This is a genomic window from Bacteroides difficilis, from assembly GCF_048319815.1.
GTDB classification, from domain to species: Bacteria; Bacteroidota; Bacteroidia; order Bacteroidales; family Bacteroidaceae; genus Bacteroides; species Bacteroides zhangwenhongii.
Genome location: NZ_CP182814.1, coordinates 3,619,110 through 3,645,258 on the forward strand (window position 1 = coordinate 3,619,110; position 26,149 = coordinate 3,645,258).

The 26,149-nt window shown below is 43.5% G+C and carries 17 protein-coding genes and 6 tRNA genes; 20 read left to right on the forward strand and 3 right to left on the reverse strand.

The window, feature by feature from the left end; genetic code table 11:
- Window positions 1–93: 93 nt before the first annotated feature.
- From ACNOGP_RS13870 to ACNOGP_RS13905, 8 genes are all read left to right on the forward strand, one after another.
- Window positions 94–1,788, forward strand: a complete 1,695-nt coding sequence (locus tag ACNOGP_RS13870) for an O-antigen ligase family protein (RefSeq protein ID WP_418213066.1) — start codon at window positions 94–96, stop codon at window positions 1,786–1,788.
- A 90-nt stretch (window positions 1,789–1,878) separates the two neighbouring features.
- Complete coding sequence (locus ACNOGP_RS13875; protein WP_007760910.1) at window positions 1,879–2,115, forward strand: NVEALA domain-containing protein; 237 nt, start codon at window positions 1,879–1,881, stop codon at window positions 2,113–2,115.
- An 86-nt stretch (window positions 2,116–2,201) separates the two neighbouring features.
- On the forward strand, window positions 2,202–3,296 hold the full coding sequence (locus ACNOGP_RS13880; RefSeq protein ID WP_418213067.1) for a 6-bladed beta-propeller: 1,095 nt from the start codon (window positions 2,202–2,204) through the stop codon (window positions 3,294–3,296).
- A gap of 1 nt (window position 3,297) precedes the next feature.
- Window positions 3,298–4,170 (forward strand): DUF1573 domain-containing protein, encoded by an 873-nt coding sequence (locus tag ACNOGP_RS13885; RefSeq protein WP_418213068.1) that lies wholly within the window; start codon window positions 3,298–3,300, stop codon window positions 4,168–4,170.
- 24 nt (window positions 4,171–4,194) lie between these two features.
- Entirely contained in the window at window positions 4,195–5,283 is a 1,089-nt protein-coding gene (locus tag ACNOGP_RS13890) for an efflux RND transporter periplasmic adaptor subunit (protein ID WP_418213069.1), read from the forward strand.
- A gap of 54 nt (window positions 5,284–5,337) precedes the next feature.
- Window positions 5,338–8,424 carry an efflux RND transporter permease subunit gene (locus tag ACNOGP_RS13895; protein WP_418213070.1) on the forward strand — a complete coding sequence of 1,029 codons (3,087 nt, stop codon included), beginning with the start codon at window positions 5,338–5,340 and terminating at the stop codon, window positions 8,422–8,424.
- 16 nt (window positions 8,425–8,440) lie between these two features.
- Window positions 8,441–9,946, forward strand: coding sequence for a TolC family protein (locus ACNOGP_RS13900; RefSeq protein ID WP_418214764.1), 1,506 nt, complete (start codon window positions 8,441–8,443; stop codon window positions 9,944–9,946).
- A gap of 19 nt (window positions 9,947–9,965) precedes the next feature.
- The gene (locus ACNOGP_RS13905; protein ID WP_418213071.1) at window positions 9,966–13,223 is read left to right on the forward strand and encodes an efflux RND transporter permease subunit; all 3,258 of its coding nucleotides are present in this window, start codon (window positions 9,966–9,968) and stop codon (window positions 13,221–13,223) included.
- A gap of 48 nt (window positions 13,224–13,271) precedes the next feature.
- Here the strand turns inward: ACNOGP_RS13905 and ACNOGP_RS13910 are convergent, their stop codons facing one another.
- Entirely contained in the window at window positions 13,272–13,829 is a 558-nt protein-coding gene (locus ACNOGP_RS13910; protein WP_143865799.1) for an NAD(P)H-dependent oxidoreductase, read from the reverse strand.
- Between the two features lie 188 nt (window positions 13,830–14,017).
- Here ACNOGP_RS13910 and nspC point away from each other — a divergent pair, with 188 nt between their 5' ends.
- From nspC to nagA (ACNOGP_RS13955), 9 genes are all read left to right on the forward strand, one after another.
- Window positions 14,018–15,157, forward strand: coding sequence for a carboxynorspermidine decarboxylase (nspC, locus tag ACNOGP_RS13915; protein ID WP_418214765.1), 1,140 nt, complete (start codon window positions 14,018–14,020; stop codon window positions 15,155–15,157).
- Between the two features lie 118 nt (window positions 15,158–15,275).
- Window positions 15,276–15,348: transfer RNA gene (locus tag ACNOGP_RS13920), tRNA-Gly, on the forward strand.
- A 34-nt stretch (window positions 15,349–15,382) separates the two neighbouring features.
- Window positions 15,383–15,464 (forward strand) — tRNA-Leu (locus ACNOGP_RS13925).
- A 23-nt stretch (window positions 15,465–15,487) separates the two neighbouring features.
- Window positions 15,488–15,571 (forward strand) — tRNA-Leu (locus ACNOGP_RS13930).
- Between the two features lie 19 nt (window positions 15,572–15,590).
- Window positions 15,591–15,663 (forward strand) — tRNA-Gly (locus ACNOGP_RS13935).
- A gap of 32 nt (window positions 15,664–15,695) precedes the next feature.
- Window positions 15,696–15,780 (forward strand) — tRNA-Leu (locus tag ACNOGP_RS13940).
- Between the two features lie 34 nt (window positions 15,781–15,814).
- A tRNA-Gly gene (locus ACNOGP_RS13945) sits at window positions 15,815–15,890 on the forward strand.
- Window positions 15,891–16,082: 192 nt separating this feature from the next.
- Complete coding sequence (gene nagA / locus ACNOGP_RS13950) at window positions 16,083–17,249, forward strand: N-acetylglucosamine-6-phosphate deacetylase (protein WP_418213072.1); 1,167 nt, start codon at window positions 16,083–16,085, stop codon at window positions 17,247–17,249.
- Window positions 17,250–17,269: 20 nt separating this feature from the next.
- Complete coding sequence (gene nagA / locus ACNOGP_RS13955; protein WP_195533911.1) at window positions 17,270–18,445, forward strand: N-acetylglucosamine-6-phosphate deacetylase; 1,176 nt, start codon at window positions 17,270–17,272, stop codon at window positions 18,443–18,445.
- A gap of 149 nt (window positions 18,446–18,594) precedes the next feature.
- Here nagA (ACNOGP_RS13955) and ACNOGP_RS13960 read toward each other — a convergent pair whose 3' ends face one another.
- Window positions 18,595–18,957, reverse strand: a complete 363-nt coding sequence (locus tag ACNOGP_RS13960; RefSeq protein WP_418213073.1) for a thioredoxin family protein — start codon at window positions 18,955–18,957, stop codon at window positions 18,595–18,597.
- A 235-nt stretch (window positions 18,958–19,192) separates the two neighbouring features.
- On the opposite strand from ACNOGP_RS13960, the gene ACNOGP_RS13965 reads away from it, so the two are divergent.
- Genes ACNOGP_RS13965 through ACNOGP_RS13975 form a run of 3 tightly spaced genes read left to right on the forward strand, consistent with a single transcriptional unit; the run spans window position 19,193 to window position 24,715 of the window.
- Complete coding sequence (locus ACNOGP_RS13965) at window positions 19,193–20,458, forward strand: TolC family protein (RefSeq protein WP_418213074.1); 1,266 nt, start codon at window positions 19,193–19,195, stop codon at window positions 20,456–20,458.
- A gap of 22 nt (window positions 20,459–20,480) precedes the next feature.
- Entirely contained in the window at window positions 20,481–21,575 is a 1,095-nt protein-coding gene (locus ACNOGP_RS13970) for an efflux RND transporter periplasmic adaptor subunit (protein WP_099145910.1), read from the forward strand.
- A 14-nt stretch (window positions 21,576–21,589) separates the two neighbouring features.
- Window positions 21,590–24,715 (forward strand): efflux RND transporter permease subunit, encoded by a 3,126-nt coding sequence (locus tag ACNOGP_RS13975; RefSeq protein ID WP_418213075.1) that lies wholly within the window; start codon window positions 21,590–21,592, stop codon window positions 24,713–24,715.
- An 89-nt stretch (window positions 24,716–24,804) separates the two neighbouring features.
- On the opposite strand, the gene ACNOGP_RS13980 is transcribed toward ACNOGP_RS13975, so the two are convergent.
- On the reverse strand, window positions 24,805–26,136 hold the full coding sequence (locus ACNOGP_RS13980; RefSeq protein WP_418213076.1) for an ATP-binding protein: 1,332 nt from the start codon (window positions 26,134–26,136) through the stop codon (window positions 24,805–24,807).
- Window positions 26,137–26,149 lie beyond the last annotated feature (13 nt).

A 26,149-nucleotide genomic window follows, 5' to 3' on the forward strand; every position in this document is an offset into this window, starting at 1 on the left:
TACGGTTGTTTAGGGTAAATCATGCGGTTGTTTTACCTAAAACATATAGGAGAGTTAATCAAAAGATATAGAAGAGTCAGACAATTGAAGTACATGAAAGCAAAATTGAAGTGGATAAGGCTTGGGAGGAAAGGTATGGCAGATTTGATAGTGCTCTTGGGAGTGGCTGCAATTTTGAGCGTAGTGGTTTTTGCCATTCCGATTGCTATTCCTATTGGCGAAATGGCCTATCAAAAACTGTGGTTGGGACGCATAATTTTTGTTTTTGTCATTTGCTGTGTATTTTCTCTTTGCCTGAACAGAAAACAATATCTGTCTTTTCCATCCATAGTAACATGGGTATTGATTGTATTGGGAGGTATTGAGGCCATTTGGGGATTGAGACAGATATACGGTCTGGCAGTTTCCAATCATTCCTTGTATGCACTTACGGGGTCTTTCTATAATCCGGGTCCTTATTCGGGATATTTGGCGATGATATTTCCGCTCTGTCTGCATGAGTGGCTAAACTTGAGAGAAAAAACGGAACGTACATGCTTGGAACAGGGAAAATATTATGTGACATTGGGAGTGATACTGTTGATTCTTTGTGTGCTGCCTGCCGGAATGAGCCGTTCGGCTTGGATTGCTGCCATTATATCGGGCGTATGGGTATATGGGATACACGCCTCATGGAGAATCAGATTAAAGGAGATCAGAACGAGATATAAAAGAAAGGTAGGATTAGCTTGTATCGCAGGTGGTGTTATAATCATAATGATTGGCTACGCACTTTTCCAACTGAAAGCAACTTCTGCCAACGGACGCTTGTTCATGTGGAAAGTCAGTGCTCTTGCTATTGCTGAAAGTCCCATCGTCGGACATGGAACAGGAAGCTTTGTTTCAGCCTATGGTAAAGCACAGGAAGATTATTTCGCCAACGGTGAATATTCGGAGACGGAAGAACTGGTGGCAGGAAGTCCGGAGTATGCTTTTAATGAGTATTTACAGATAGCGGTGGAATATGGAGTTCCTTTTTTATTGGTGACTGCATTAGTGATTACATTTTGTCTTTGGAGGGGAATTACGGAAAATAGAATTGGCATTTGTGGAGGTGTGATTTCAGTATTGGTATTTGCTTTTTCTTCTTATCCGATGCAGATTCCAGGCTTTGCTGTTGCATTCTATTTATTGTTGGCGGCTTGTGCCATTGGGCGCTCGAGGATAATACTGTCACTTTTTCTTTCAATGATGGTACTATTGGGAACGTATTATTGGAGGAACAACCAATATGATGCGTGTAAGGACTGGCATTGTGCTAAAATGCTATATAATATAGGGGATTACCGATCTGCTGAAGAAGATTACGAGAGGTTATATCCCGAGTTAAAGAATTGTGGGACATTCCTTTTTGAATATGGTCATTGTCTTCATAAATTGAAAAAATACGAAAGATCGACAAACGTATTGGAGGAAGCGATGACACACAGTAATGACCCGATGATATTGAATGTTATTGGGAAGAATTATCAGGCGATAGGGGAATATGAAAAAGCCGAAAGGTTTCTGTTACGTTCTACACATCGGCTTCCGGGACGGATTTATCCGTATTATCTGTTAGCAAAGCTTTATGCAGCACCTGATTATCGGCATGAGGAGAAGTTAAAGCGAGCGATTGAAGTAGTCTTAACAAAAGAGCCGAAAGTTCAATCGACGGCGATAAAGGAAATGAGAAAGGAAATGGAAAAATTAATAGTCGACTATAATAAACTGAATTCTAATTTGAAAAAGGAGGTTGAGGCAAAATAGTTAATAAGAGATTAGTGCAAATTTGTTTTGCTATCTGTTGAAATGATAAATACAGCGATATAAAAAGTCTAATTTATAAATAATTAAATCATGAGAAAAATTGCGTTAGGAATAGTAGTGGTGTTAGTTATCGCTTTTGCCGGATATAATATCCATGAATCGCAATCAAAAAAAGATCTATTGATAGGACTTGTTTCATCTAATGTTGAAGCATTGGCTCGTGGAGAGGGTGGAGGAGTACCTTGTGGTGGTCCTAAAACCTCAATAACAGGAACTTGTAAATCGCAAAACGATTATAATTGTAAAGATAATAGAGGTTGTCAATAAACCTTTAAGTGTATAATTATTGGAGTAGGGGAATGACAAAGCTTCTGTAAGTTTTGTTATTCCTTTCTCCGAATTTATTATTAATCATGAGAAATTTGTTCTTTTTGTTTTTTGCTTTGTTTTTACAAGGATGTGCCAAGCAGCAGAATTTGTCTAGTGTTCCAGAGGACAAAATTGATTTTGATCAATTGGAGAGAATCCCTTTAAATGAAATATCTGACTCTTTACTTGGCGGAAAAAAGTATATCTTATTGGATATGCATGATGAGGAGCTCCTTTTTGGAGCTATACATAAAGTGTTGTGCAAAAACAATAGGATTTATATTTTAGATAGGAAATTTAATAAGCTCGTTGTTTTTGACATGAAAGGACAAGGGATTGGAAAAGTGGGTACCTTTGGACAAGGTCCGGGAGAGTATCTTGATATTGCTGACTTTGATGTGGCGGAGGATGGTGAAATTTATTGTATTGATGGGCAACTTGATAAACTATTTTCTTATTCTCCTGACTTGACTTTTTTATCAGCAACTTCATTACCCTTTGATGCAGATATCTTACAAACTTTAGAAACAGGTTTCTTATTCGGGTTGTCTTCTTGGAATCATAAAAAAGGTAAAGGTAGTAAAGTTGTTTTGGTGGATGAAGAGATCAATATATTAAAAGAATATCTCCAATATGATGATTTTTTTGATCCTAATTATTGGTTGTCTTTTTATCAATTTGTAAAAACAGAAAGCCATATCGTTTATAATCAGCCAATTGATAACCATGTCTATCTATTCAACCATTCGGGCGAATTAGAAAAAAGTATTAATATTGATTTTGGTGATAAAAACGTACTTGATGAAGACAAAAAAGATATTGAACGTAATATTGAAAAGTTTGATAATTATTGTTTGTTGAGGGATTTTGTTGTCGTAACAGATCGAATGATAGGGGGAGCATTATGGGACGGAAGGCAGCATAAAGTATTTCTGCATGATATGGAGAATATGAAATGTTATAATAGCGAGGTAGTACTAGATTCAGATATGTCTTGGGGTACAGGATATAGTAATGGAAATTGGATTACTTATATAGATCCGGATTCCGATTTGTCAAAGTATAAATCGCTACCAGACTCAGTAAGACATCATTTAGGAAAAGAGGGCTTTGTGCTATGTTTACAAATATTACATTAATATGAAAATAATATATATATTATGCCTTGGGATGGTATTCTTTCTGTTAGGATGTCAAAGTAATACGAAGCAATTGGAAGATGAGGTCTTGAAATGGGTAGGGAAAAAAATTATTTTTCCTACCTATAATGAAACTGTTACATTTGGTAATGATACGTTTTCTGTAGGTGAAAGGCATAAATTCCGAATACTTAGTTATGTGGATTCCATAGGATGTAGTAGTTGTAAGTTGAAATTGTCGGATTGGAATAGTTTTATTATGGAATTAAATTCAAAGTATAGAGATCAAATAGATTATTTGTTTTATTTCCATCCGAAAAAAACAGATAATATTTACGATCTTATGTGGAAGAATAAATTTTTTCATGCAATATATGTTGATGCAAATGACTCTTTGAATATCTTAAATCATTTTCCTGAAGATGAACGTTTTCATACATTTTTATTAAATGAAAATGACGAAATCTTAGCTGTAGGTAATCCAATTGCGAATCCTTATATAAAGGATTTATATTTAAATATCATATATGGTGATAATATCCAGTCTGCGGTGGTCAGTTCTTTGGAAGAAACGAGAATCTCATTTTCTAGTTTATATTTGGATATGGGAATATTTAACTGGAAGCAAATGCGAAGTGGAAGTTTTTTTATTTCAAATATAGGAGAGAAGCCATTGGTCATAAATGAGGTTGTAGTCTCTTGTGGATGTATGATAGTTAATTATGAAAAGCAACCTGTTTTAAAGGGAGACTCTATCAAAATGAAAATTGATTATAATGCCGAACATCCTGGGTACTTTGAAAAAACAATAACAATATATTGCAACGCCGAAGGATCTCCATTTAAATTGAAAATAAAGGGGGAAGCTCGATAAGAACTAGCTATTAAAGAGAAAAATATGAATAAACACAATTCTACATTATTGCTATGTCTGGCATTCGTGTTGACTGCTTCTTGCTCTGACAAGCAAAGTAGTACGGAAAAGCAAGAGCAGGGAGTGACCACTGTTCTTCCCGATGCAAAAAATGAGGTCACCGTCCAAGTCCTGAAGCGACAGAATTTTAATCACGAGTTGGTAAGCAATGGCAAGGTAAATGCCCGGAATAAAGCTGATTTGCGTTTTGAGACAAGTGAAGTTATCGCCCGTATTTATGTGAAGAATGGCGACCGTGTGCATAAAGGGCAAAAACTGGCGGAGTTGGACAAATTCCGTCTGGAGCAGAAACTGTCCCAGTCTGAGGATGCCTTGTTGAAAGCTGAACTGGAGCTGAAGGATATATTGATAGGACAGGGGTATTCTGTTGATGATTTCAGCAACGTTCCGGCGGAGACGATGAAGATTGCCAAAGTAAAAAGCGGATATGACCAGTCGAAATCACAATATGAGTTGGCAAAGAGAGAAACGGGCCATGCCACACTGACCGCTCCTTTTGACGGAGTAGTGGCTAATCTTTTTTCGAAGGCTTTTAACCTGGCTAATACGTCTGAAGTATTCTGTACGGTTCTTGATACCAAAGGTATGGAGGCCGAATTTACTGTATTGGAGAGTGAACTGTCCTTTATAAAGAAAGGTGATAAGGTAATGATTTTTCCCTATGCTGGAGGGGGCTCGTTTGAAGGCGGCGTGTCGGAAATCAACCCATTGGTGGATACCAACGGGATGGTGAAGGTGAAGGCTGACGTGAACGGAGAAGGCAGGCTGTTTAGCGGCATGAACGTAAGGGTCAGCGTGAGACGTAACTTGGGTGAACAGCTGGTGATTCCCAAGACGGCGGTGGTATTGCGCTCCGGCAAGCAGGTGGTGTTTACCTTGAAAGACGGCAAGTCCATGTGGAACTATGTGCATACGGGACTGGAGAATGCTACGGAATACATCGTTTCTGATAAATCCCAAAAAGGAGTTGGAGATGGTTTGTTGGAAGGAGATACGGTCATTGTGACCGGAAATCTGAATCTGGCGCATGAAGCGGAAGTAAATGTAAGATAATCAAAAAAGGTACGGAGTCGTCTGTGTGTAGTCCCGTGCCTAAAATCAAGTAGTATGATAAAATTTTTAATCCGGCGTCCTATTGCGGTACTGATGGCTTTTACCGCCTGCTTCATTATCGGGCTGGTGACGTATTCCACCCTGCCGGTTTCATTGCTTCCGGATATTGCCATTCCGGAGATAACGGTTCAGGTATCCGCCGCCAATACCTCTGCCCGTGAGTTGGAAAATACGATTGTGAAACCTTTACGTGGACAACTGATTCAGGTTTCGACCTTGAAAGATATCCATAGTGAGTCACGTGACGGGGCGGGAATCATCCGTTTGTCTTTTGATTACGGTACGAATACCGACCTTGCCTTTATCGAGGTGAACGAAAAGATAGACGCTGCGATGAACTTCCTTCCGAAAGAGACGGAACGTCCGAAAGTGATAAAGGCAAGCGCTACGGATATTCCCGTATTTTACCTGAATCTGACATTGAAGAATGACACTGCCGGTTATGGTACGGGAGAAACTTTCTTGGATTTGTGCGGGTTTGCCGAATCGGTTATCAAACGCCGTATCGAGCAATTGCCGGAAGTCGCTATGGTAGACGTGACCGGAATCGTGGAACGCCAGGTACAGATTGTTCCCGATGAAAATAAGCTGGCGATGATGGGACTTTCCATCGGGGATATTGAATCGGCCCTGTCGTCCAATAATGTGGAACCGGGTAGTATGACGGTGCGTGACGGGTACTATGAATATAACATTAAGTTCTCTACACTGCTGCGCACGGCGGAAGATGTGGAAAATATCTATTTGCGCAAGGGCGACCGCATCGTACAGTTAAAGGATTTCTGTAAAGTTAGTATCGTGCCAGTGAAGGAGAAAGGTGTATCCGTGTCGAACGGCAAACGCGCAGTGACGCTGGCCGTCATCAAGCAGGCAGACGAGAACATGGATAAGATGAAGAATTCCCTTGTAGGCACTATGAACTATTTCCAGCGGGTGTATCCGGATATTGATTTCAGTATCAGCCGTAATCAGACGGAACTGCTGGACTATACGATTTCCAACCTGCAACAGAATCTTTCTCAGGGCTTCCTGTTTATCTGCCTGGTGGCGGTTCTGTTTCTGGGTGATGTGAAATCACCGCTGGTTATCGGACTTAGCATGGTGGTTTCCATCGTCATCAGCTTTGTATTCTTCTACCTTTGTAATATGTCATTGAACATCATTTCCCTTGCAGGGTTGATTCTGGCTCTGGGAATGATGATTGACAGCTCGATCATCGTGACCGAGAATATTTCGCAATATCGTGAACGGGGATATTCCCTGCGGCGTGCCTGTATCACGGGAACGAGCGAAGTGGTGACTCCCATGTTGAGTTCCTCGCTGACTACCATCGCCGTATTCGCTCCCTTGATTTTTATGAGTGGCATTGCCGGAGCCATCTTCTATGACCAGGCTTTCTCTGTCACGGTAGGGCTGATGGTGTCTTATTTTACGGGAATCATGCTTCTTCCCGTTCTTTACCTGCTGGTCTACCGTACAAGCGTCCGTACCCGAAAATGGAAGTGGTTTTCTTTCAGATTCAATAACCCGATAAAAGATCATACGCTGGACCGCTTTTATGATTCGGGAGTGGACTGGGTATTCCGTCATAAAACATTCAGTGTGCTATTCTGCATCGTTTCCATCCCGCTCTGCGTCTTCTTTTTTTTCTTCATAGATAAGCAGCGGATGCCCGATATAGAAGAGAACGAACTGATTGTCCGCATCGAATGGAATGAGAATATCCATGTGGATGAAAACAGGAAGCGTGTGGACGGACTTTTTAAGGAACTGGAGGGGCGGTTCCTTGAACAGACGGCTTCTATCGGCAGGCAGGACTTTATCCTGAACCGGGAAAGGGAACTTTCCTCTTCCGAGGCGGAACTTTATTTCCGGACGGAGACTTCCGATGAGATCGCTTCCTTGGAACAGGAGATATACCGGAGGCTGAAAGAACGCTATCCGCTCTCTGTCGTGTCTTTCGCTCCGCCGGAAACGGTGTTTGAAAAACTCTTCGTGACGGGCGAGCCGGATGTCGTTGCCGAGTTCTATGCCCGCAACAGGGCGCAGGCACCGGAAGCGGAAACAATTCGTAAAGTGGAGCAGGCACTGGCGAAAGAAACCGGAATCAACCCTACGGGTATCGCTTTCGAGAACCAGTTGAACCTGAGTATCAGCAAGGAAAAGCTCTTGCTCTACCGTGTCTCCTATAATGAGCTTTACCGTGTCTTGAAAACCGCTTTCCGTGAAAACAGCGTGACCATGCTGCATTCTTACCAGCAGTATCTTCCGATAAATATTGCGGGCAATGAAAGAACGGTGAACAGGGTCTTGCAGGAGACATTGATACAGACACAGCCGGACAGTAAAGGGGAGGTGGAATATATCCCGCTTCGGGAACTGGTAAAGGTGACTCCCGCCGAAGACTTGAAAAGCATTACTTCCGGGCGTAACGGAGAATTTGTGCCCTTCGACTTTTACGGGGTGCGGGATGCGGACAAGCTGATAAAGAATGTAAAGCGGGTAGCGGAGGAAACGGGAGACTGGGACACGGGCTTTTCCGGCAGCTTCTTCTCAAATCGGGAAATGCTGGATGAACTGGTAGTGATACTTATGATTTCACTGTTGCTGATGTATTTTATCCTTGCGGCACAGTTCGAGAGCTTTTTACAGCCTTTGCTTGTCCTGGCGGAGATTCCGATAGACGTGGCCTTTGCACTGTTGTTACTTTGGCTTTGCGGGCACACACTGAATCTGATGTCCGCCATCGGGCTGATTGTCACCTGTGGCATTGTCATCAATGACTCTATCTTGAAACTGGATGCCATCAATGAACTGCGCAAGTCAGGCGTCCCTTTGCCGGAAGCCATCCATGAAGCCGGCCGCAGACGTCTCCGACCTATTATTATGACTTCGCTGACTACGATTTTTGCCATGGTCCCGCTGTTGTTCTCTTCGGATATGGGTTCGGAACTGCAAAAGCCGTTGTCCATTGCCATGATAGGAACGATGTCGATAGGTACGGCAGTGAGCCTGTTTGTCATACCGTTGCTTTACTGGTTCATTTACCGGAAAAAAGAAGAAACAAGTAATAAAGAATAGTTCAAATATGAGAATTATGAATGGATTATTAAGAATTCCCACCTTTCTCTGTGTCCTCTGTGTCCTCTGTGGTGAATCCTCGTTGTATGCGCAGAAACATCTGGTACTGGACCTGAATCAGACGATTGCTTTGGCGAATGACAGCTCGTTGGAGTCATTCCGCGCACGGAATATGTACCTTTCCGGTTATTGGGAATACCGGACATACCGTGCCAACCGTTTGCCCAGCTTGACGCTGGATCTTACTCCGGCACAATATAACAGGGACATTACGAAGCGTTACGATTCGGGCTCCAACCTGGATGTATACCGTACGCAGCAATCTTATTATGCATACGGAGGACTGAGTGTGAAACAAAACCTGGACTTGACCGGAGGTGCATTCTATCTGGAATCGAATCTTGCTTATATGCGTAACTTTGGTGATAACAGCGTGACACAACTCACCAGTGTTCCCGTGCGAATCGGATATTCGCAGAGCCTGGTAGGATACAATCCCTTCAAGTGGGAACGTAAGATAGAGCCATTGAAATACGAGCGCGTAAAGAAGGAATTTCTCTATAATGTGGAGAAAGTCTCGGAAACCGCTACGAATTATTTCTTTTCGCTGGCTATGGCACAGGCGGAATATAATCTGGCTAAGGATAACCTGGCTTCCACGGATACACTGTACCGTATCGGACAGCAACGTCATCGGATAGCCGCCATTTCGCAGGCTGACTTGCTGACACTGAAGCTGGACCGTGTGAACGCGCAGAATACGTTGCAGAACAAGGCGAGTGATCTGAAACGGGCGATGTTCTCTCTGGCGTCTTTTCTTAATCTGGATAAGAATACGCAGATAGACTTGAAGCTTCCTTCCCGTCCCAACCGGATAGAGATTCCGGTGGATGAGGCTTTGAGCTATGGAAAGAGTAATAACCCTCAATTGCTGGAATTGAGGCAGAATGTACTGGAAGCGGAAAGAAATGTGGATAAGACGAGAAAAGAATCACGTTTCAACGCAAGCGTGAATGCGAGTATCGGCTTTAATCAGGTAGCGGATAATTTCGGTGATGTATATCATAAACCGATGCAACAGGATTTGGTGTCGGTCAGCGTTTCTATTCCGTTGGTGGATTGGGGTGTCCGTAAGGGAAAGCATAATATGGCACGGAATAATCTGAATGTGGTGAAAATCTCCGCCCGTCAGGATGAGATAAGCATTGAGGAGGAGGTTATCATGACGGTAAGTGACTTTAATATCCAGCAGCAACTGATAGCGAGTGCGGAAGAGGCGCTTGACTTGTCCATTCTTGCCTATAACGAGACGAAACAGCGTTTTATTATTGGTAAGGCGGACATCAACAGTCTCACTCTTTCACTTAATCGTCAGCAACAGGCGCAACGGAACTATATTTCGGCTTTACAGAATTACTGGCTGAATTATTACAAGATACGTCGTCTCACTCTGTTTGATTTCGCTGCGAATCTTTCCCTTTCCGACCGTTTCGATTTTAACGGAGGGAAACTAATTAAATGAAGAATGAGAAAAGATTGATATGGAATCTGAATTGAAAAGGTCTTCAAAGGCATCCGCTTTTACATTGATTGTCGCATTTGTCTGTGTGGCACTAGTCGGGTTGGCACTTGTTCCGTTGTTACCGGTCAAGCTGAATCCATCGCGGACATTGCCGGGGTTTAGTGTCAGTTTTAGTATGCCCGGCACTTCGGCTCGTGTGGTGGAGATGACGGCTACCAGTAAGTTGGAAGCAATGCTTGCCCGTGTGAAAGGGATTCGGAACATTTCTTCCACTTCGGGAAACGGGTGGGGAAGGATTAATGTAAGTCTGGACAGGCATGCGGATGCATCGGTCGCGCGTTTTGAAGCTTCGACGATTATCCGGCAGACGTGGCCTGAGTTGCCGGACGGGGTGAGTTATCCGTATATACAGATGCATAGTCCGGAGCAACAGAGTCAAGGGCCTTTCATGTCGTTTACGATTAATGCGCCTGCCACTCCTATTCTGATTCAGCAATATGCGGAGGAGCATATCAAGACACGGCTGGCACAACTTTCGGGAATTTATAAGATAAGTATTAGCGGAGCTACGCCGATGGAATGGAGATTGGAATATGACAGTGAACAGCTACGTACGTTGGGGGTGAGTACGGATGATATTCGTCAGGCGGTCGGGCTGCATTATAAGAAAGAATTTCTGGGTACTTATGATGCGGAACAAGGGGCTGCGAGCAGGCAATGGATACGCCTGGCGCTGGTTCCCGAACATGACAGCCGGGAGTTTGATGCCAGCCGGATACAGGTGAAGATGAAGGACGGGAGAATGATTGGTCTGGATGAGCTGGTGAAGGTTTCCCGCATGGAACAACAGCCGCAAAGTTATTACCGTATCAATGGACTGAATTCCATTTATCTGTCGATAGTTGCGGAAGAGACGGCCAATCAGTTGGCGTTGGGTAAGGAAGTAAAGGCATATATGGATAATATCCGGCTATTGCTCCCGACGGGATATGAGATTCATACGAGTTATGACGCAACGGAGTTCATCAGAGATGAGCTTGGTAAGATTTATTTGCGTACGGGGGGCACGGTGGCTATCCTGTTGTTGTTTGTATTGCTGATTACATTCAGTCCAAAATATCTGTTTCTGATTGTTGTCAGCCTGTCTGTCAATATAGCGATAGCGGTTATTCTGTATTACGCGTTCGGGCTGGAAATGCAGCTGTATTCTTTGGCGGGTATCACTGTCTCGTTGAATCTTGTGATTGATAATACGATAGTGATGAGCGACCACTATCTGCGTCGTGGCAACCGGAAAGCGTTTATGTCTGTGCTGGCGGCCACATTGACGACGATGGGAGCACTGGCTATCGTTTTCTTTCTGGATGAGAAGATACGGCTCAATTTGCAGGACTTTGCCGCTGTGGTGATTATCAATTTGGGAGTCTCTTTGTTGGTTGCCTTGTTTTTTGTTCCTTCCCTGATTGATAAAACAGGACTGAAGCGGCGGAAAAGAATTTCTCTTTCGAAACCAAAGCTGAAACTGAAATCGGGACAAAGGATAGGGAACGTGCGTCTCTTAGTGTGGACACGCTCAAGGATGCACCGTTTTCCGGTTTACTTCAGCCGTTTTTATATGTGGCTGATACGGATTCTTTGCCGTTGGAGGGTGGCGGTGTGCATACTGTTATTATTGGGATTCGGATTACCTGTATTCTTGTTGCCGGAAAAGATGAAGGGGGAAGATAAATGGGCGGAAGTTTATAATAAAACGTTGGGTACTTCTACTTATAAGGAAAAGGTGAAACCGATTGTGGATAAGGCGTTGGGCGGAAGCTTGCGGCTGTTCATACAAAAGGTGTATGAGGGGAGCTATTTCTCACGTAATGAAGAAGTGGTGCTCCACGCCAATGCGAATCTACCGAATGGGAGCACGCTTGAGCAGATGAATACACTGATAAAACGGATGGAAACCTATCTGAGTGGATTTAAGGAAATCAAACAGTTTCAAGCGTCCGTAGAGAGTGCCCGTCGTGCATCTATCCATATCTATTTCACCAAAGAACACCAGAAAAGCGGGTTCCCTTATACGTTGAAAGCTAATATGATAAGTAAGGCTCTTCAATTGGGTGGTGGAGATTGGAGTATCTATGGGTTGCAGGATCAGGGATTCAGTAATAGTGTGCGTGAGAATGCGGGTTCTTTCCGAGTGAAGATGTACGGGTACAATTATGACGAACTTTACGATTGGGCGGAGAAACTGAAAGTAAAGCTGTTGGAGCATCGGCGGATTAGAGAAGTGACGATAGGTTCTGGTTTCTCGTGGTGGAAAGATGATTATATGGAGTTCTACTTCAATCTGAACAAACGGCGGATAGTTGAAGAAGGAATTGGAGCCGGAGGGTTGTTTTCCGTTATCCGTCCGATATATGGGCGAAATATGGAAATCGGTTCAGTACTGACGGAGGAAGGAACGGAAAAGATAAGGCTTTCTTCCCGGCAATCGGAAGAAAGGGATGTATGGGCTATGCGGTATTATCCTTTTCAGGCAGGCGGCAGGGAATATAAGATGTCGGAACTGGCCATTGTCGAAAAAGGACAGATGCCGCAAGAGGTGGCAAAGGAAAACCAGCAATACCGCTTGTGCCTGCAATACGAGTATATAGGTTCTTCGGAACAGGGGCATAAATTGCTGAAGAAAGATTTGGAGGAGTTTAATGAAGTCCTTCCGATGGGATATACTGCGAAATCAGAAGATAACAACTGGTCGTGGGGTGGAAAGGATAATAAACAATATCGTCTGCTTCTGATCGTAGTCGGCATTATATTCTTTATTACGAGTATTCTTTTTAATTCGTTGAAACAGCCGTTGGCTATTATTTTTGTGATTCCGGTATCTTATATCGGCGTATTCCTGACGTTCTATTGGTTCAAACTGAATTTTGACCAGGGAGGTTTTGCCTCCTTTGTCCTGCTTTGTGGCATCACGGTGAATGCAAGCATTTATATATTGAATGAATATAATGCGGTTCGTAAGCGTTTTCCGTGTCTTGCACCGTTACGGGCCTATGTGAAGGCATGGAATACAAAGATAATACCTATCTTCCTCACGGTTGCTTCTACCGTTTTGGGATTTATTCCTTTTATGGTAGGAGCGGAAAAGGAAGGATTCTGGTTTCCGTTGGCGGCAGGCACTATTGGCGGGTTGATAATGTCAGTGGTCGGAGTGTTTGTTTTTTTGCCCGTACTGACACTGAAGAAGAAGCATTGCTTTACCTCCTCTAAAGCTGTGCTTTAGGTATGCTAAAGCGTAGCTTTAGACTGGATAAAGCTACGCTTTTTGTTTTTACCAATTATTTCCCGCATTACTGCTGTTAATAAGCATTTCTACTCTTTGTTTGTACAAGTTCGCTCCTTCGGCAATGTTCTTTCCCGCATCCGCGGTTCCCATTCCATATATCACAATGGGGGTCTGCCATACCATGCCCGAGTGGATTGCACTTCCCTGATAAGGGCGCAAAAGTTCGTCCGTAGTGAATCGGTTTCGTCCACCACTGCGATAGGCCTCGTATTCCGAACCGGTAGTTGTCACTACCATCAATGGCTTTCCGGCAACGGCCGGAGTTTTGGATAAGAATGTGAAAACCTCGTCCTGCCATTTTTTTAATAATGACGGTGCGCTCATCCAATAGAAAGGAAACTGGTAGATAACGGCCGAAGCGTCGGAGATGATTTTACTCCATTCGTCGATATTGAAAGCGATATCTTCCGACAATTCGTAAAGGTTGAAAACCGCTACTCCCTCAATGTCACTGACAGCGTCAATTAATGCCTTGTTCGCTTGTGAGGCTTTAATGTTGGGATGTGCCAGCAGAATCACTACTTTTCTTAAATCTTTATTCATATTCAATCAGTTATTTAGGATGATACAACTACTTATAAATAATAAAGGCTTAAAAATAGGAAAAAGTTCTCGAAAAGCAATATCTTAATTAAAAATAAAACAATCTCTCTTTGCTTTTGAATTTGTATTTTTGCATCCGCGTCATTGAGGCGTTACTTTGGGATTTTAGATAAAACTTAAATAGTATGATGATAGACTTTGCACAGTTCCCTTCTCCTTGTTATATTATGGAAGAAGAACTTCTAAGAAAGAACCTTACATTGATCAAGAGCGTAGCCGACAGGGCAGGGGTGGAGATTATCCTTGCTTTCAAGTCGTTTGCCATATGGCGTTCTTTCCCGATATTCCGTGAATACATACGTCATTCGACAGCCAGTTCGGTGTATGAAGCCCGTTTGGCGCTGGAAGAGTTCGGGAGCAAGGCACATACGTATTCTCCTGCCTATACGGAGCGGGATTTTCCTGAAATCATGCGTTGTAGTAGTCATATCACATTCAATTCGATGGCCCAATTCGAGCGTTTCTATTCGATGACGGTTGCCGAAGGAAGCGGTATCTCATGTGGTATTCGTGTAAATCCTGAATATTCGGAGGTAGAGACGGAGCTTTATAATCCATGTGCGCCCGGTACCCGTTTTGGAATAACGGCAGACCTGCTGCCGGAAACATTGCCGCAGGGAATTGAAGGTTTTCATTGCCATTGTCATTGCGAGTCCTCCTCGTATGAGCTGGAACGTACATTGGAACATCTGGAAAGCAAGTTTTCCCGTTGGTTTCCGCAGATTAAATGGTTGAATCTGGGCGGCGGACATCTGATGACACGCAAAGATTATGACACTGAGCATTTGATAAAACTGTTGAAGGAATTGAGAACGCGTTATCCACACTTGCAGATAATCCTGGAGCCCGGATCGGCTTTTACTTGGCAGACGGGAGTGCTGACTTCCGAAGTGGTGGATATTGTGGAAAGTCGTGGAATCAAGACGGCTATTCTGAACGTCAGTTTCACCTGCCATATGCCGGACTGTCTGGAAATGCCATATCAGCCTGCCGTGCGCGGTGCAGAGATGGGAAATGAGGGAAAATACATCTATCGTCTTGGAGGAAATTCCTGTTTGAGTGGTGACTATATGGGACTGTGGAGTTTCGATCACGAGTTGCAAATCGGAGAGCGTATCGTGTTTGAGGATATGATTCACTATACGATGGTGAAAACGAATATGTTTAACGGAATTCATCATCCCGCCATTGCCATTTGGACAAAAGAGGGGAAGGCGGAAATATACAAGCAATTTTCTTATGAAGATTATCGTGACCGAATGAGTTGATAATCAAATTGATTATTTTGCATCGGGTGCAAGGTGAGCAGATTTCTTTGAAAAAAGTGTGCAGAATGTTTGCAGGTTTACGGAAAATGCCTACCTTTGCAACCGCAAACGAAAAAATGCGGAAATAGCTCAGTTGGTAGAGCATAACCTTGCCAAGGTTAGGGTCGCGAGTTCGAGTCTCGTTTTCCGCTCATGTTTCTTTGAAATGCTGGAACAATAATCTTTGCCCAGGTGGCGGAATTGGTAGACGCGCACGTTTCAGGTGCGTGTGTCGAGAGGCATGCAGGTTCGAGTCCTGTTCTGGGCACAAAGGTTAAACTTTAAAATTATGGAGAGGTGGCGGAATTGGTAGACGCGCTACTTTGAGGGGGTAGTGACAGTTATGTCGTGGGAGTTCGAGTCTCCTTCTCTTCACGGTTCGTTAAAGTGAAATGCGGAAATAGCTCAGTTGGTAGAGCATAACCTTGCCAAGGTTAGGGTCGCGAGTTCGAGTCTCGTTTTCCGCTCTTGTTTCTTTGAAATGATGGAACTAAGTTTTGCCCAGGTGGCGGAATTGGTAGACGCGCACGTTTCAGGTGCGTGTGTCGCGAGGCATGCAGGTTCGAGTCCTGTTCTGGGCACCAATCTTTCAGATTTCTGAATGACGAAATTTAGTTTGCGGAAATAGCTCAGTTGGTAGAGCATAACCTTGCCAAGGTTAGGGTCGCGAGTTCGAGTCTCGTTTTCCGCTCCAGATAAATTATAGAGGTTGTCGGTCAATAAGACTGGTAACCTCTTTTTTTGTACCTTATTGGACGTTTAGCGGACGATTTTATCAATAATTTGGATAGAAAAGCGTAATTTTGCAAGTGAAAAATCGATGTACTTCCCCCCGAAAGAGAGTCATCGGTTTATGTAGACCTATAATTAATTTAATAAAAATGATATGTTAACACAAATCATTAATGCACGCATCCTGACACCACAAGGCTGGCTAAAGGATGGGTCAGTTCTTATTCGCGACAATAAAATTCTGGAAGTAACCAATTGTGACCTTGCCATTATCGGAGCCAAACTGATTGACGCCAAAGGAATGTATATCGTTCCGGGCGGCGTGGAAATCCACGTTCACGGTGGCGGTGGAAGAGACTTTATGGAAGGTACGGAAGACGCTTTCCGTACGGCAATCAAAGCCCATATGCAGCATGGTACTACTAGTATTTTTCCGACTCTTTCTTCTTCTACTATTCCGATGATCCGTGCTGCCGCGGAGACCACTGAGAAAATGATGGCGGAACCGGATAGTCCTGTACTCGGACTTCATCTCGAAGGCCATTATTTCAATATGGCAATGGCAGGCGGACAGATTCCGGAGAATATCAAAGATCCGGACCCGGAAGAATATATTCCCTTGTTGGAGGAAACGCACTGCATCAAGCGTTGGGACGCTGCGCCGGAACTTCCCGGAGCCATGCAGTTCGGCAAATATATCACGGCGAAAGGGGTGCTGGCTTCAGTAGGGCATACGCAGGCTGAGTTTGAAGATATACAGACGGCATACGAAGCCGGATATACCCATGCTACTCATTTCTATAATGCCATGCCGGGATTCCATAAACGGAAAGAGTACAAATATGAAGGTACGGTGGAAAGTATTTATCTGATTGACGATATGACAGTGGAAGTAGTGGCCGATGGTATCCACGTGCCGCCGACGATTCTGCGCCTTGTTTACAAGATCAAAGGAGTGGAGCGTACTTGTCTGATAACGGATGCGTTAGCTTGTGCGGCGAGCGATAGCCAGACGGCTTTTGACCCGCGTGTCATTATCGAGGACGGGGTTTGTAAACTAGCCGACCGTTCCGCTTTGGCGGGAAGTGTGGCGACAATGGATCGTCTGATACGTACGATGGTGCAGAAAGCGGAAATCCCATTGGCGGATGTGATTAGAATGATTTCTGAAACACCTGCCCGTATCATGGGAGTGCTGGATCGTAAGGGCACGCTCGAACGTAGTAAGGATGCCGACATCATTGCTTTGGATAAGGACTTGAATGTAAGAGCCGTGTGGGCAATGGGGCAATTGGTAGAGGGAACCAATAAACTGTTTTAAATCCTATAAATAAGAAGACTATGTTGACTCAGATAATTAACGGACGGATATTGACTCCGCAGGGATGGTTGAAAGACGGTTCCGTATTGATTTGTGATGGAAAAATATTAGAGGTGACCAACAGTGATTTGGCGGTTATCGGTGCAACGGTGATTGATGCTCGTGGGATGACAATCGTACCGGGATTCGTGAGTATGCATGCGCACGGAGGTGGTGGTCATGATTTTACGGAAACGACGGAGGAGGCTTTCCGTACTGCTACTATGGCACACTTGAAACATGGAGCTACCGGTATGTTTCCTACTTTGTCGTCTACTTCCTTCGAAAGGCTTTATCAGGCGGTCGATGTATGCGAGAATCTGATGAAGGAGAAAGACTCTCCGATTCTCGGTCTGCATATCGAGGGACCTTATCTGAATCCGAAGATGGCGGGAACGCAATATGACGGATTTCTGAAAACACCGGATGAAAATGAATATATTCCTTTGCTGGAACATACGTCTTGCATCAGACGTTGGGATATCAGCCCGGAGTTGCCCGGTGCGCATGATTTTGCCAGATACACCCGTTCAAAGGGGATTATGACGGCGGTGACTCATACCGAAGCTGAATATGATGAGATAAAGGCTGCATATGCAGTGGGATTCTCTCATGCCGCTCATTTCTATAACGCTATGCCGGGTTTTCATAAACGTCGTGAATATAAGTACGAAGGTACGGTAGAAAGTGTATATCTGACAGAAGGAATGACGGTGGAAGTCATTGCGGACGGTATACACTTGCCGGCTACTATCTTGAAATTAGTTTATAAATTGAAAGGGGTAGAAAATACTTGCCTTGTCACGGATGCCCTGGCTTATGCTGCTTGTGACGGTACTGTACCTATTGATCCACGCTACATAATAGAGGATGGAGTGTGTAAGATGGCAGACCATTCAGCACTGGCCGGTAGCTTGGCTACGATGGATATCTTGGTGCGTACTATGGTGAAGAAAGCGAACATACCTTTGGAAGATGCCGTGCGTATGGCTTCTGAAACTCCTGCCCGTTTAATAGGAGTGAGTGACCGGAAAGGGGCGTTGGCAAAGGGAAAGGATGCTGATATTGTGATTCTTGATAAGGAACTGAATGTACGATGTGTATGGTCGATGGGAAAGATTGTTCCGGGAACTGATATTCTGTTGCATAAAGAATAGTTGAAATAATCCCCAAAGAGAGTCCGGATCCGGAATGTAGTATATACTACTTCCGAATCCGGACTTATTGTAAAAGCAAATGTTCAGTATGATATTAAGAGCCCGGTGGTTTATCATCATCAGAAGCTTTCCGGACTTTTAATGTATTTCTATTCTGAAAGCAAACTGCTTTCTATCAGTTGTTTCAATTGGTTTTTATTCATTGTACCTAACTTCATTGTCGGTTTGCCGTTCAGCGGGCAAAGTAACAGGTTGGGAATGGTGCGGATTTTAAATGCACTTTCCAATTCCGGTTCCTGATCGACGTCTACTTTATAAATATCTAATTTCCCTTCGTATTCTTTAGCCAGTTGGTCTAATATAGGCGATAACGTTTTGCAATAGACGCACCACGGGGCATGAAAATCGACCAGGCAAGGTTTATTCCCTTTGAAGTTCCAGTTATCAGGATAAGATTGATAATCAGCTACCTTCTCTACAAAACTATCTTTGGTTAAATCTATTATTTTCATATATTCTATTTTTAATGGTTCATTTCATTTTCTCTACTGCAAAGATAGGGGAGTTGGGATAAAAGAAGGATAGCCATTTTTCCTGTTGTGTTTACAATTCTTCCTTTATGGCTATTTTCTAATCAAATTCTAATCTGATATGAGAGGCTTATAATGGCTTTTTCCCGTCTCTCCGGCTATAGAATTGTAATTTTGCCGCGACAACTACAATAAGGTAATAAAGATAAATATAGTAATGAACAGAGTATTTCTAATTTCTTTTTTTCTTCTGCTGACAGGAGGAATATGCGCGCAACAGGCTACCACAGGAACATTAACGCTGAAAGAGGCGGAACAACGTTTTCTGGAACGTAACTTATCGCTGATAGCCGAACGGTACAACATTGATATGGCACAGGCACAAGTGCTGCAAGCCAAATTATTTGAGAATCCGGTAATCTCGTTAGAACAGAATGTTTATAACCGCCTGAACGGAAAGTATTTTGATTTTGGTAAGGAGGGCGAAATGGTTGTGGGGATTGAACAGGTAATTCGTCTTGCCGGACAACGGAATAAGCAGGTGAAACTGGAGAAAATCAATAAAGAAATAGCAGAATATCAGTTTGAAGAGGTGATGAGAACACTTCGTCAGGAGCTGAATGAGAAGTTTGTACAAGTCTATTTTCTCTCGAAATCCATATCCATTTATGAGAAGGAAGTGAATTCTCTGCAAGAGTTACTTGCCGGAATGAAACTGCAACAGGAGAAAGGAAATATTTCATTGATGGAAATGTCCCGTCTGGAATCTATGCTGTTCTCTTTGAAGAAAGAGAAGAATGAACGGGAAAACGAGTTGTTAACCCTTAGAGGGGAACTTAATGTCTTGTTAAATCTTCCGGGAGACACGATGGTTGAGTTATCACTGGATGAAGAGGTGTTGAAGCAATTGGATTTGTCTCAACTATCGTTCGCCGACTTGAAAGCGATGGTGAATGAACGGCCGGATCTCAAAATTGCCCGGAGTACGGTCAGTGCTTCCCGTGCAAATCTGAAATTGCAGAAATCAATGGCATTTCCGGAATTTTCGGTGAATGGTAGTTATGACCGTGCCGGAAACTTTATCAATAACTATTTTGCAATAGGAGTGAGCTTGTCAGTACCTATTTTCAACCGCAACCAGGGAAATGTGAGAGCTGCCCGTTTTAGTATCCAGCAGGCAGGAGCGGAACAGGAAAATGCGGCTAACCGTGCGGATATGGAGCTTTATACCGCTTATGCTTCGTTGGATAAAGCTGTTCAGCTTTATCAATCTACCAATATGGAACTGGAACGTAACTTCGAAAAACTGATAGCAGGAGTGAATGAGAACTTTAAGAAACGAAATATCAGCTTGTTGGAGTTTATCGATTACTATGACAGCTATAAAGAAACTTGTATTCAGCTACATGAAATAAAGAAAGACGTTTTCCTGGCGATGGAAAACCTGAATACAACTATCGGACAAACTATATTGAACTACTAATATTCATAAATTATCAAAGACTATGAACTGGAATAAATTCCTTCCTTGCATATTGTTTACTACCGTATTGGGAGCATGCTCCGGTAAAGGAGAACAAACGAATGTTGAACCGGCTGCCTTATGCCTGACAGATAGCTTATTGAGGATTGTATCTGTCGATACGGTTCACGTTCAAGAGGTGATTGACGAACTGACATTAAACGGGCGGGTCACTTTTGATGAGAATCAGGTGGCACATGTATATCCGATGTTTGGAGGTACGGTAACGGAACTGAAGGCTGAAATAGGAGACTTTGTTCGTAAGGGAGATGTGTTGGCAGTCATCCGCAGTGGAGAAGTGGCAGATTATGAAAAGCAATTGAAGGAGGCGGAACAACAATTATTACTGGCACGCAGAAATATGGATGCTACGCAGGATATGTATGCTTCCGGGATGGCTTCGGATAAAGATGTACTTCAGGCGAAGCAGGAGTTAATAAGTGCCGAAGCCGAAGAAAGAAGAATAAAGGATGTTTTCTCTATTTATAATTTCTCCGGAAATGCTTATTATCAGCTGAAATCTCCCGTTTCGGGGTTTATTGTGGAGAAACAAATCAGCAGGGATATGCAGTTGCGTCCGGATCAGAGTGAAGAGCTGTTCACGATTTCGGGGTTGTCAGACGTATGGGTGATGGCGGATGTGTATGAAAGCGATATCAGTAAGGTTTCCGAAGGTGCCTCCGTACGCATTTCTACGTTGGCTTATCCGGATAAGATGTTTGCCGGTACGATTGATAAGGTGTATCATTTGTTGAATAGTGAAAGTAAAACGATGAATGTCCGTATCAAATTGAAGAATGAAGAATATTTATTGAAACCGGGGATGTTTACGAATGTAAGTGTGAAATGTAAAGCGGATGGAACTTCCATGCCTCGTATCGATGCTCATGCACTGGTATTTGAAGGAGGAAAGAATTATGTGGTCATGGTGGAGCCGGATCAACGTTTGCAGGTGAAAGAGGTGGATGTGTACAAGCAGTTGAGCAAGGAGTGCTATATCCGTTCGGGACTTTCAGAGGGAGACAGAGTGCTGAATAATAATGTATTGTTGGTATATAATGCGTTGAATGCAGATTAAAAACAGAAAATAGTATGCACAAATTCATAGATAATATAGTGGCTTTCTCGCTGAAAAATAAATTCTTTATTTTCTTCTGTACAGCGATTGCCGTTATAGCCGGAGCTGTTTCCTTTAAACATACTCCGATAGATGCTTTCCCGGATGTGACGAATACGAAAGTGACGATTATCACGCAATGGCCGGGGCGTAGTGCCGAAGAGGTAGAGAAGTTTATCACCATTCCTGTTGAGATTGCGATGAATCCCGTTCAGAAGAAAACGGATATTCGTTCCACCACTCTTTTCGGGCTTTCTGTCATCAATGTAATGTTTGAAGATCGTGTCGATGATTTCACCGCACGTCAACAGGTATATAATTTATTGAATGATGCCGACCTTCCGGACGGGGTAACTTCGGAAGTGCAACCTCTGTACGGACCGACGGGAGAAATATTCCGTTATACGCTTCGTAGTGACAAGCGCAGTGTGCGGGAACTGAAAACGATTCAGGATTGGGTGATTGAACGTAATCTTCGTTCGGTGTCCGGTGTGGCGGATATTGTGAGCTTTGGCGGGGAGGTGAAGACGTTTGAGGTAAGTGTGAATCCTCACCAGTTGATTAATTATGGCATTACCTCTTTGGAACTTTATGATGCGATTGCCAAAAGTAATATTAACGTAGGAGGAGATGTTATCACTAAAAGTTCGCAAGCTTATGTGGTTCGTGGAATCGGTTTGATTAACGATCTGGATGAATTGAGAAATATCGTAGTAAAAAACATCAATGGCACTCCGATTCTGGTGAAGAATCTTGCCGATGTACACGAATCCTGTTTGCCTCGTTTGGGACAAGTGGGCCGAATGGATGAAAATGATGTTGTACAGGGGATTGTAGTCATGCGGAAAGGAGAGAATCCGGGTGAGGTGATTGCCAACCTGAAAGATAAAATAGAGGACTTGAATCAGAATGTACTCCCGAAAGATGTGAAGATAGTGGCATTCTATGACCGGGAGGACTTGGTGAATCTGGCGGTAAAGACTGTGACGCATAATCTGATTGAAGGAATATTATTGGTTACGTTTATTGTATTGATCTTTATGGCAGATTGGCGGACTACCGTGATTGTTGCTGTCGTTATCCCATTAGCCCTTTTGTTCGCTTTTATCTGTTTACGGGTGATGGGAATGTCCGCCAATCTGCTTTCTATGGGAGCCATAGACTTCGGTATTATTATTGATGGGGCTGTGGTGATGGTGGAAGGAGTGTTTGTGGCTTTGGACAAGAAAGCGAGGGAAGTGGGGATGCCGGCTTTTAATGTGATGTCTAAAATGGGCTTGATCCGCAACACGGCAAAAGACAAGGCGAAAGCGGTTTTCTTCTCCAAATTGATTATCATCACCGCATTGATCCCTATTTTCTCTTTCCAGAAGGTGGAAGGAAAAATGTTCTCTCCTTTAGCCTACACACTGGGCTTTGCACTGTTGGGAGCGCTGATCTTTACATTGACATTGGTTCCCGTGATGTCTTCCATGTTATTGAAGAAGAATGTCCGTGAGAAGAATAACCGTTTTGTCCATTTTATCAATACGAAGTGTTCGGCTCTTTTTGATTTATTCTATGCGCACAGGAAGCTGACTATCGGGTTGGCAACGGTCATAGCTGGTGTCGGATTATGGCTTTTCTCTTTCCTGGGTACGGAGTTTCTTCCGCAGTTGAATGAGGGATCTATCTATATTCGTGCCACCTTGCCACAAAGTATTTCGTTGGATGAATCGGTGGTTCTCGCCAATAAAATGAGAAGGAAACTTTTGACGTTTCCGGAAGTGCGGCAAGTGCTGTCGCAAACCGGACGACCGAATGACGGTACAGATGCTACCGGATTCTATAATATCGAGTTCCACGTTGATATCTATCCCGAAAAGGAATGGGAGAGCAAGCTGACAAAATTGGAACTGATTGATAAGATGCAGGAGGATTTATCCATTTATCCCGGCATTGACTTCAATTTCTCACAACCGATTACCGATAATGTGGAGGAAGCTGCTTCCGGTGTGAAAGGATCTATTGCGGTGAAAGTGTTTGGTAAAGACTTGTATGAGTCGGAGAAATATGCGGTTCAGATAGATAAGATCCTTAGTGCGGTTCAGGGAATTGAAGACTTGGGTGTGATTCGGAACATCGGTCAGCCGGAGCTTCGTATAGAGTTGAATGAACGTCAGTTGGCGCGTTATGGGGTTGCCAAGGAGGATGTGCAATCGATTATAGAAATGGCTATTGGCGGAAAATCGGCTTCACTGTTGTATGAGGATGAGCGGAAGTTCAACATCATGGTAAGATATAGTGAACAATTCCGCCAGAATGAAGAGGAGATAGGTAAGATATTGGTTCCGGCGATGGATGGAACGATGGTACCTATCAAAGAATTGGCAGATATAACGACGATTACGGGACCGTTATTGATATTCCGTGATAATCACGCTCGTTTCTGTGCGGTGAAATTCTCGGTGAGAGGTCGTGATATGGGTACGGCAGTTGCCGAGGCGCAGAAAAAGGTGAATGCTTCCGTACATCTGCCGGCAGGCTATTCGCTGAAATGGACGGGCGATTTTGAGAACCAGCAACGTGCCACGAAACGTCTGGCACAGGTTGTCCCTATCAGTATTGCTATCATTTTTATCATCCTGTTTATTCTATTCTCTAATGCGCGGGATGCGGGACTGGTATTGCTGAATGTACCGTTCGCTGCCGTGGGTGGTATTGTGGCTCTTCTGATAACGCAGTTCAACTTCTCCATTTCTGCCGGTATCGGTTTTATTGCCTTGTTTGGTATTTGTATTCAGAACGGGGTGATTATGATTTCCGATATAAAGGCGAATCTAAAACTCGGCTCGCCTTTGGAGAAAGCCACTAAGGAAGGAGTGCGCTCGCGTATCCGCCCTGTGATTATGACAGCGGCAATGGCAGCTATCGGTTTGATGCCCGCTGCCATGAGTCATGGAATTGGTTCGGAATCACAGCGTCCGTTGGCGATTGTCATTATCGGTGGATTGATAGGAGCGACTTTCTTTGCTCTGTTTGTCTTTCCTCTTATTGTGGAAGTGGTATATGAACGAATGTTATATGATAAAAACGGAAAGTTATTGCAAAGACGTATTTAGTTCATTTCTATCCTGTGAAAAAAACTCTCATAGATTAAATTTGTAGGTTTTCAGTAGGTAGAGGGAGAAAGGAATGAAAGAAGGGTGAATTAAAAAATCACCCGTACTTTTGTTCCTTTTTCTATTTCTGAAAATATATCCAACTTTGCGTGATAAGCAGAGATGATTTTCAGGGTCAGGCTAAGTCCGATGCCTTGTCCGGCATAGTCCCGGGTATTACTGCCCCGATAGAAGGACTGGAATATGTGTTCTATTTCTTCTTGTGGAATACCGATTCCCCGGTCTTCTATATCAAGAATGATTTGTTGTTGCTCCCGGTAGAGAGTCACATTGACTTCTCTATCAGAGTATTTGCAGGCGTTATCTATTATATTCTTTAATGCTATCTTCAATAGATATGGATTGGCTTTTACGGTCATCTGCCGGTCTGTCTCTTCCAAATGAAGATGGATCCTTTCATCGGAAGCCGTCAACTCTTTTAATAGATCGGCCAGAATAATCTCTTCAATATTGTTTTTCAGGAGTTCTTCTTCTTGTCGTGAAAGAAAAAGAAGGTGCCGGATGAGGCTGGACAATCGTTTGCTTTCCGAAGAGATTCGTTGAAGGGATTCAATGTATTCTCCCGTACTTCTCTCTTTCAGCAGACTGATTTCGCATTCTCCCTGAATGGCGGTAATCGGATTGTTCAACTCATGTGAAGCATGACTGACAAAGGACTTCTCTGCTTTGAATGCACTGTCCAGACGGTCGAGCATACTATTTAATGTCTTTATCATGTCCTCCAGCTCGTCATTATTGCCGGTGGTCTTTAATCGGCGGTTCAGACTGTTGGCACGTATTCTTTTCAGCTCCTTTAGTATGTGTTGCAGGGGAACCAGAATGCGGCCGGAGTATATTTTTCCGATGAAAAAGATCAGGACGGAACTGGCTAAGATGAGAAATATGGAAAGCAATAATAGGTGTTCCTTGATTTCTGTTCCGTAGGCATTCTGGGACATGACGAGTACGATAAAGTTTCCTTCATTATCCGGATAATAAAGGGCGGCTCCCAGTTGATCCTTATATTTGAAAGAGAAAGGGATGCTGTCCTGTCCTGCCAGCAGAAGAGTCTGCTGATGTTGCGTGAGGTATTTATTCAGTGTATCACGCACTTCGGAGAGACTGTCCATATTTAAAAGAATCTCATGGGCTTCGGGCAGGAGTTCGTCATATTTGCGTTGGATAATCTGGTAGCTCTGTTCGTCTACTTCATCTTTTTCCCAATGCTTCTGTGCGGTCAGGTAGGCTTTTTCACGCAGGTAAGAAGCATAAAGTTTATTGATGTACTGTGTACTGAAAATATAAAATACGGCAATGATAATGACAGTGGTCAGTACACTGATTAATGTATAAAAAAGAGCTATTTTAGAACCTATTTTCATAGCCGGGGTGCTT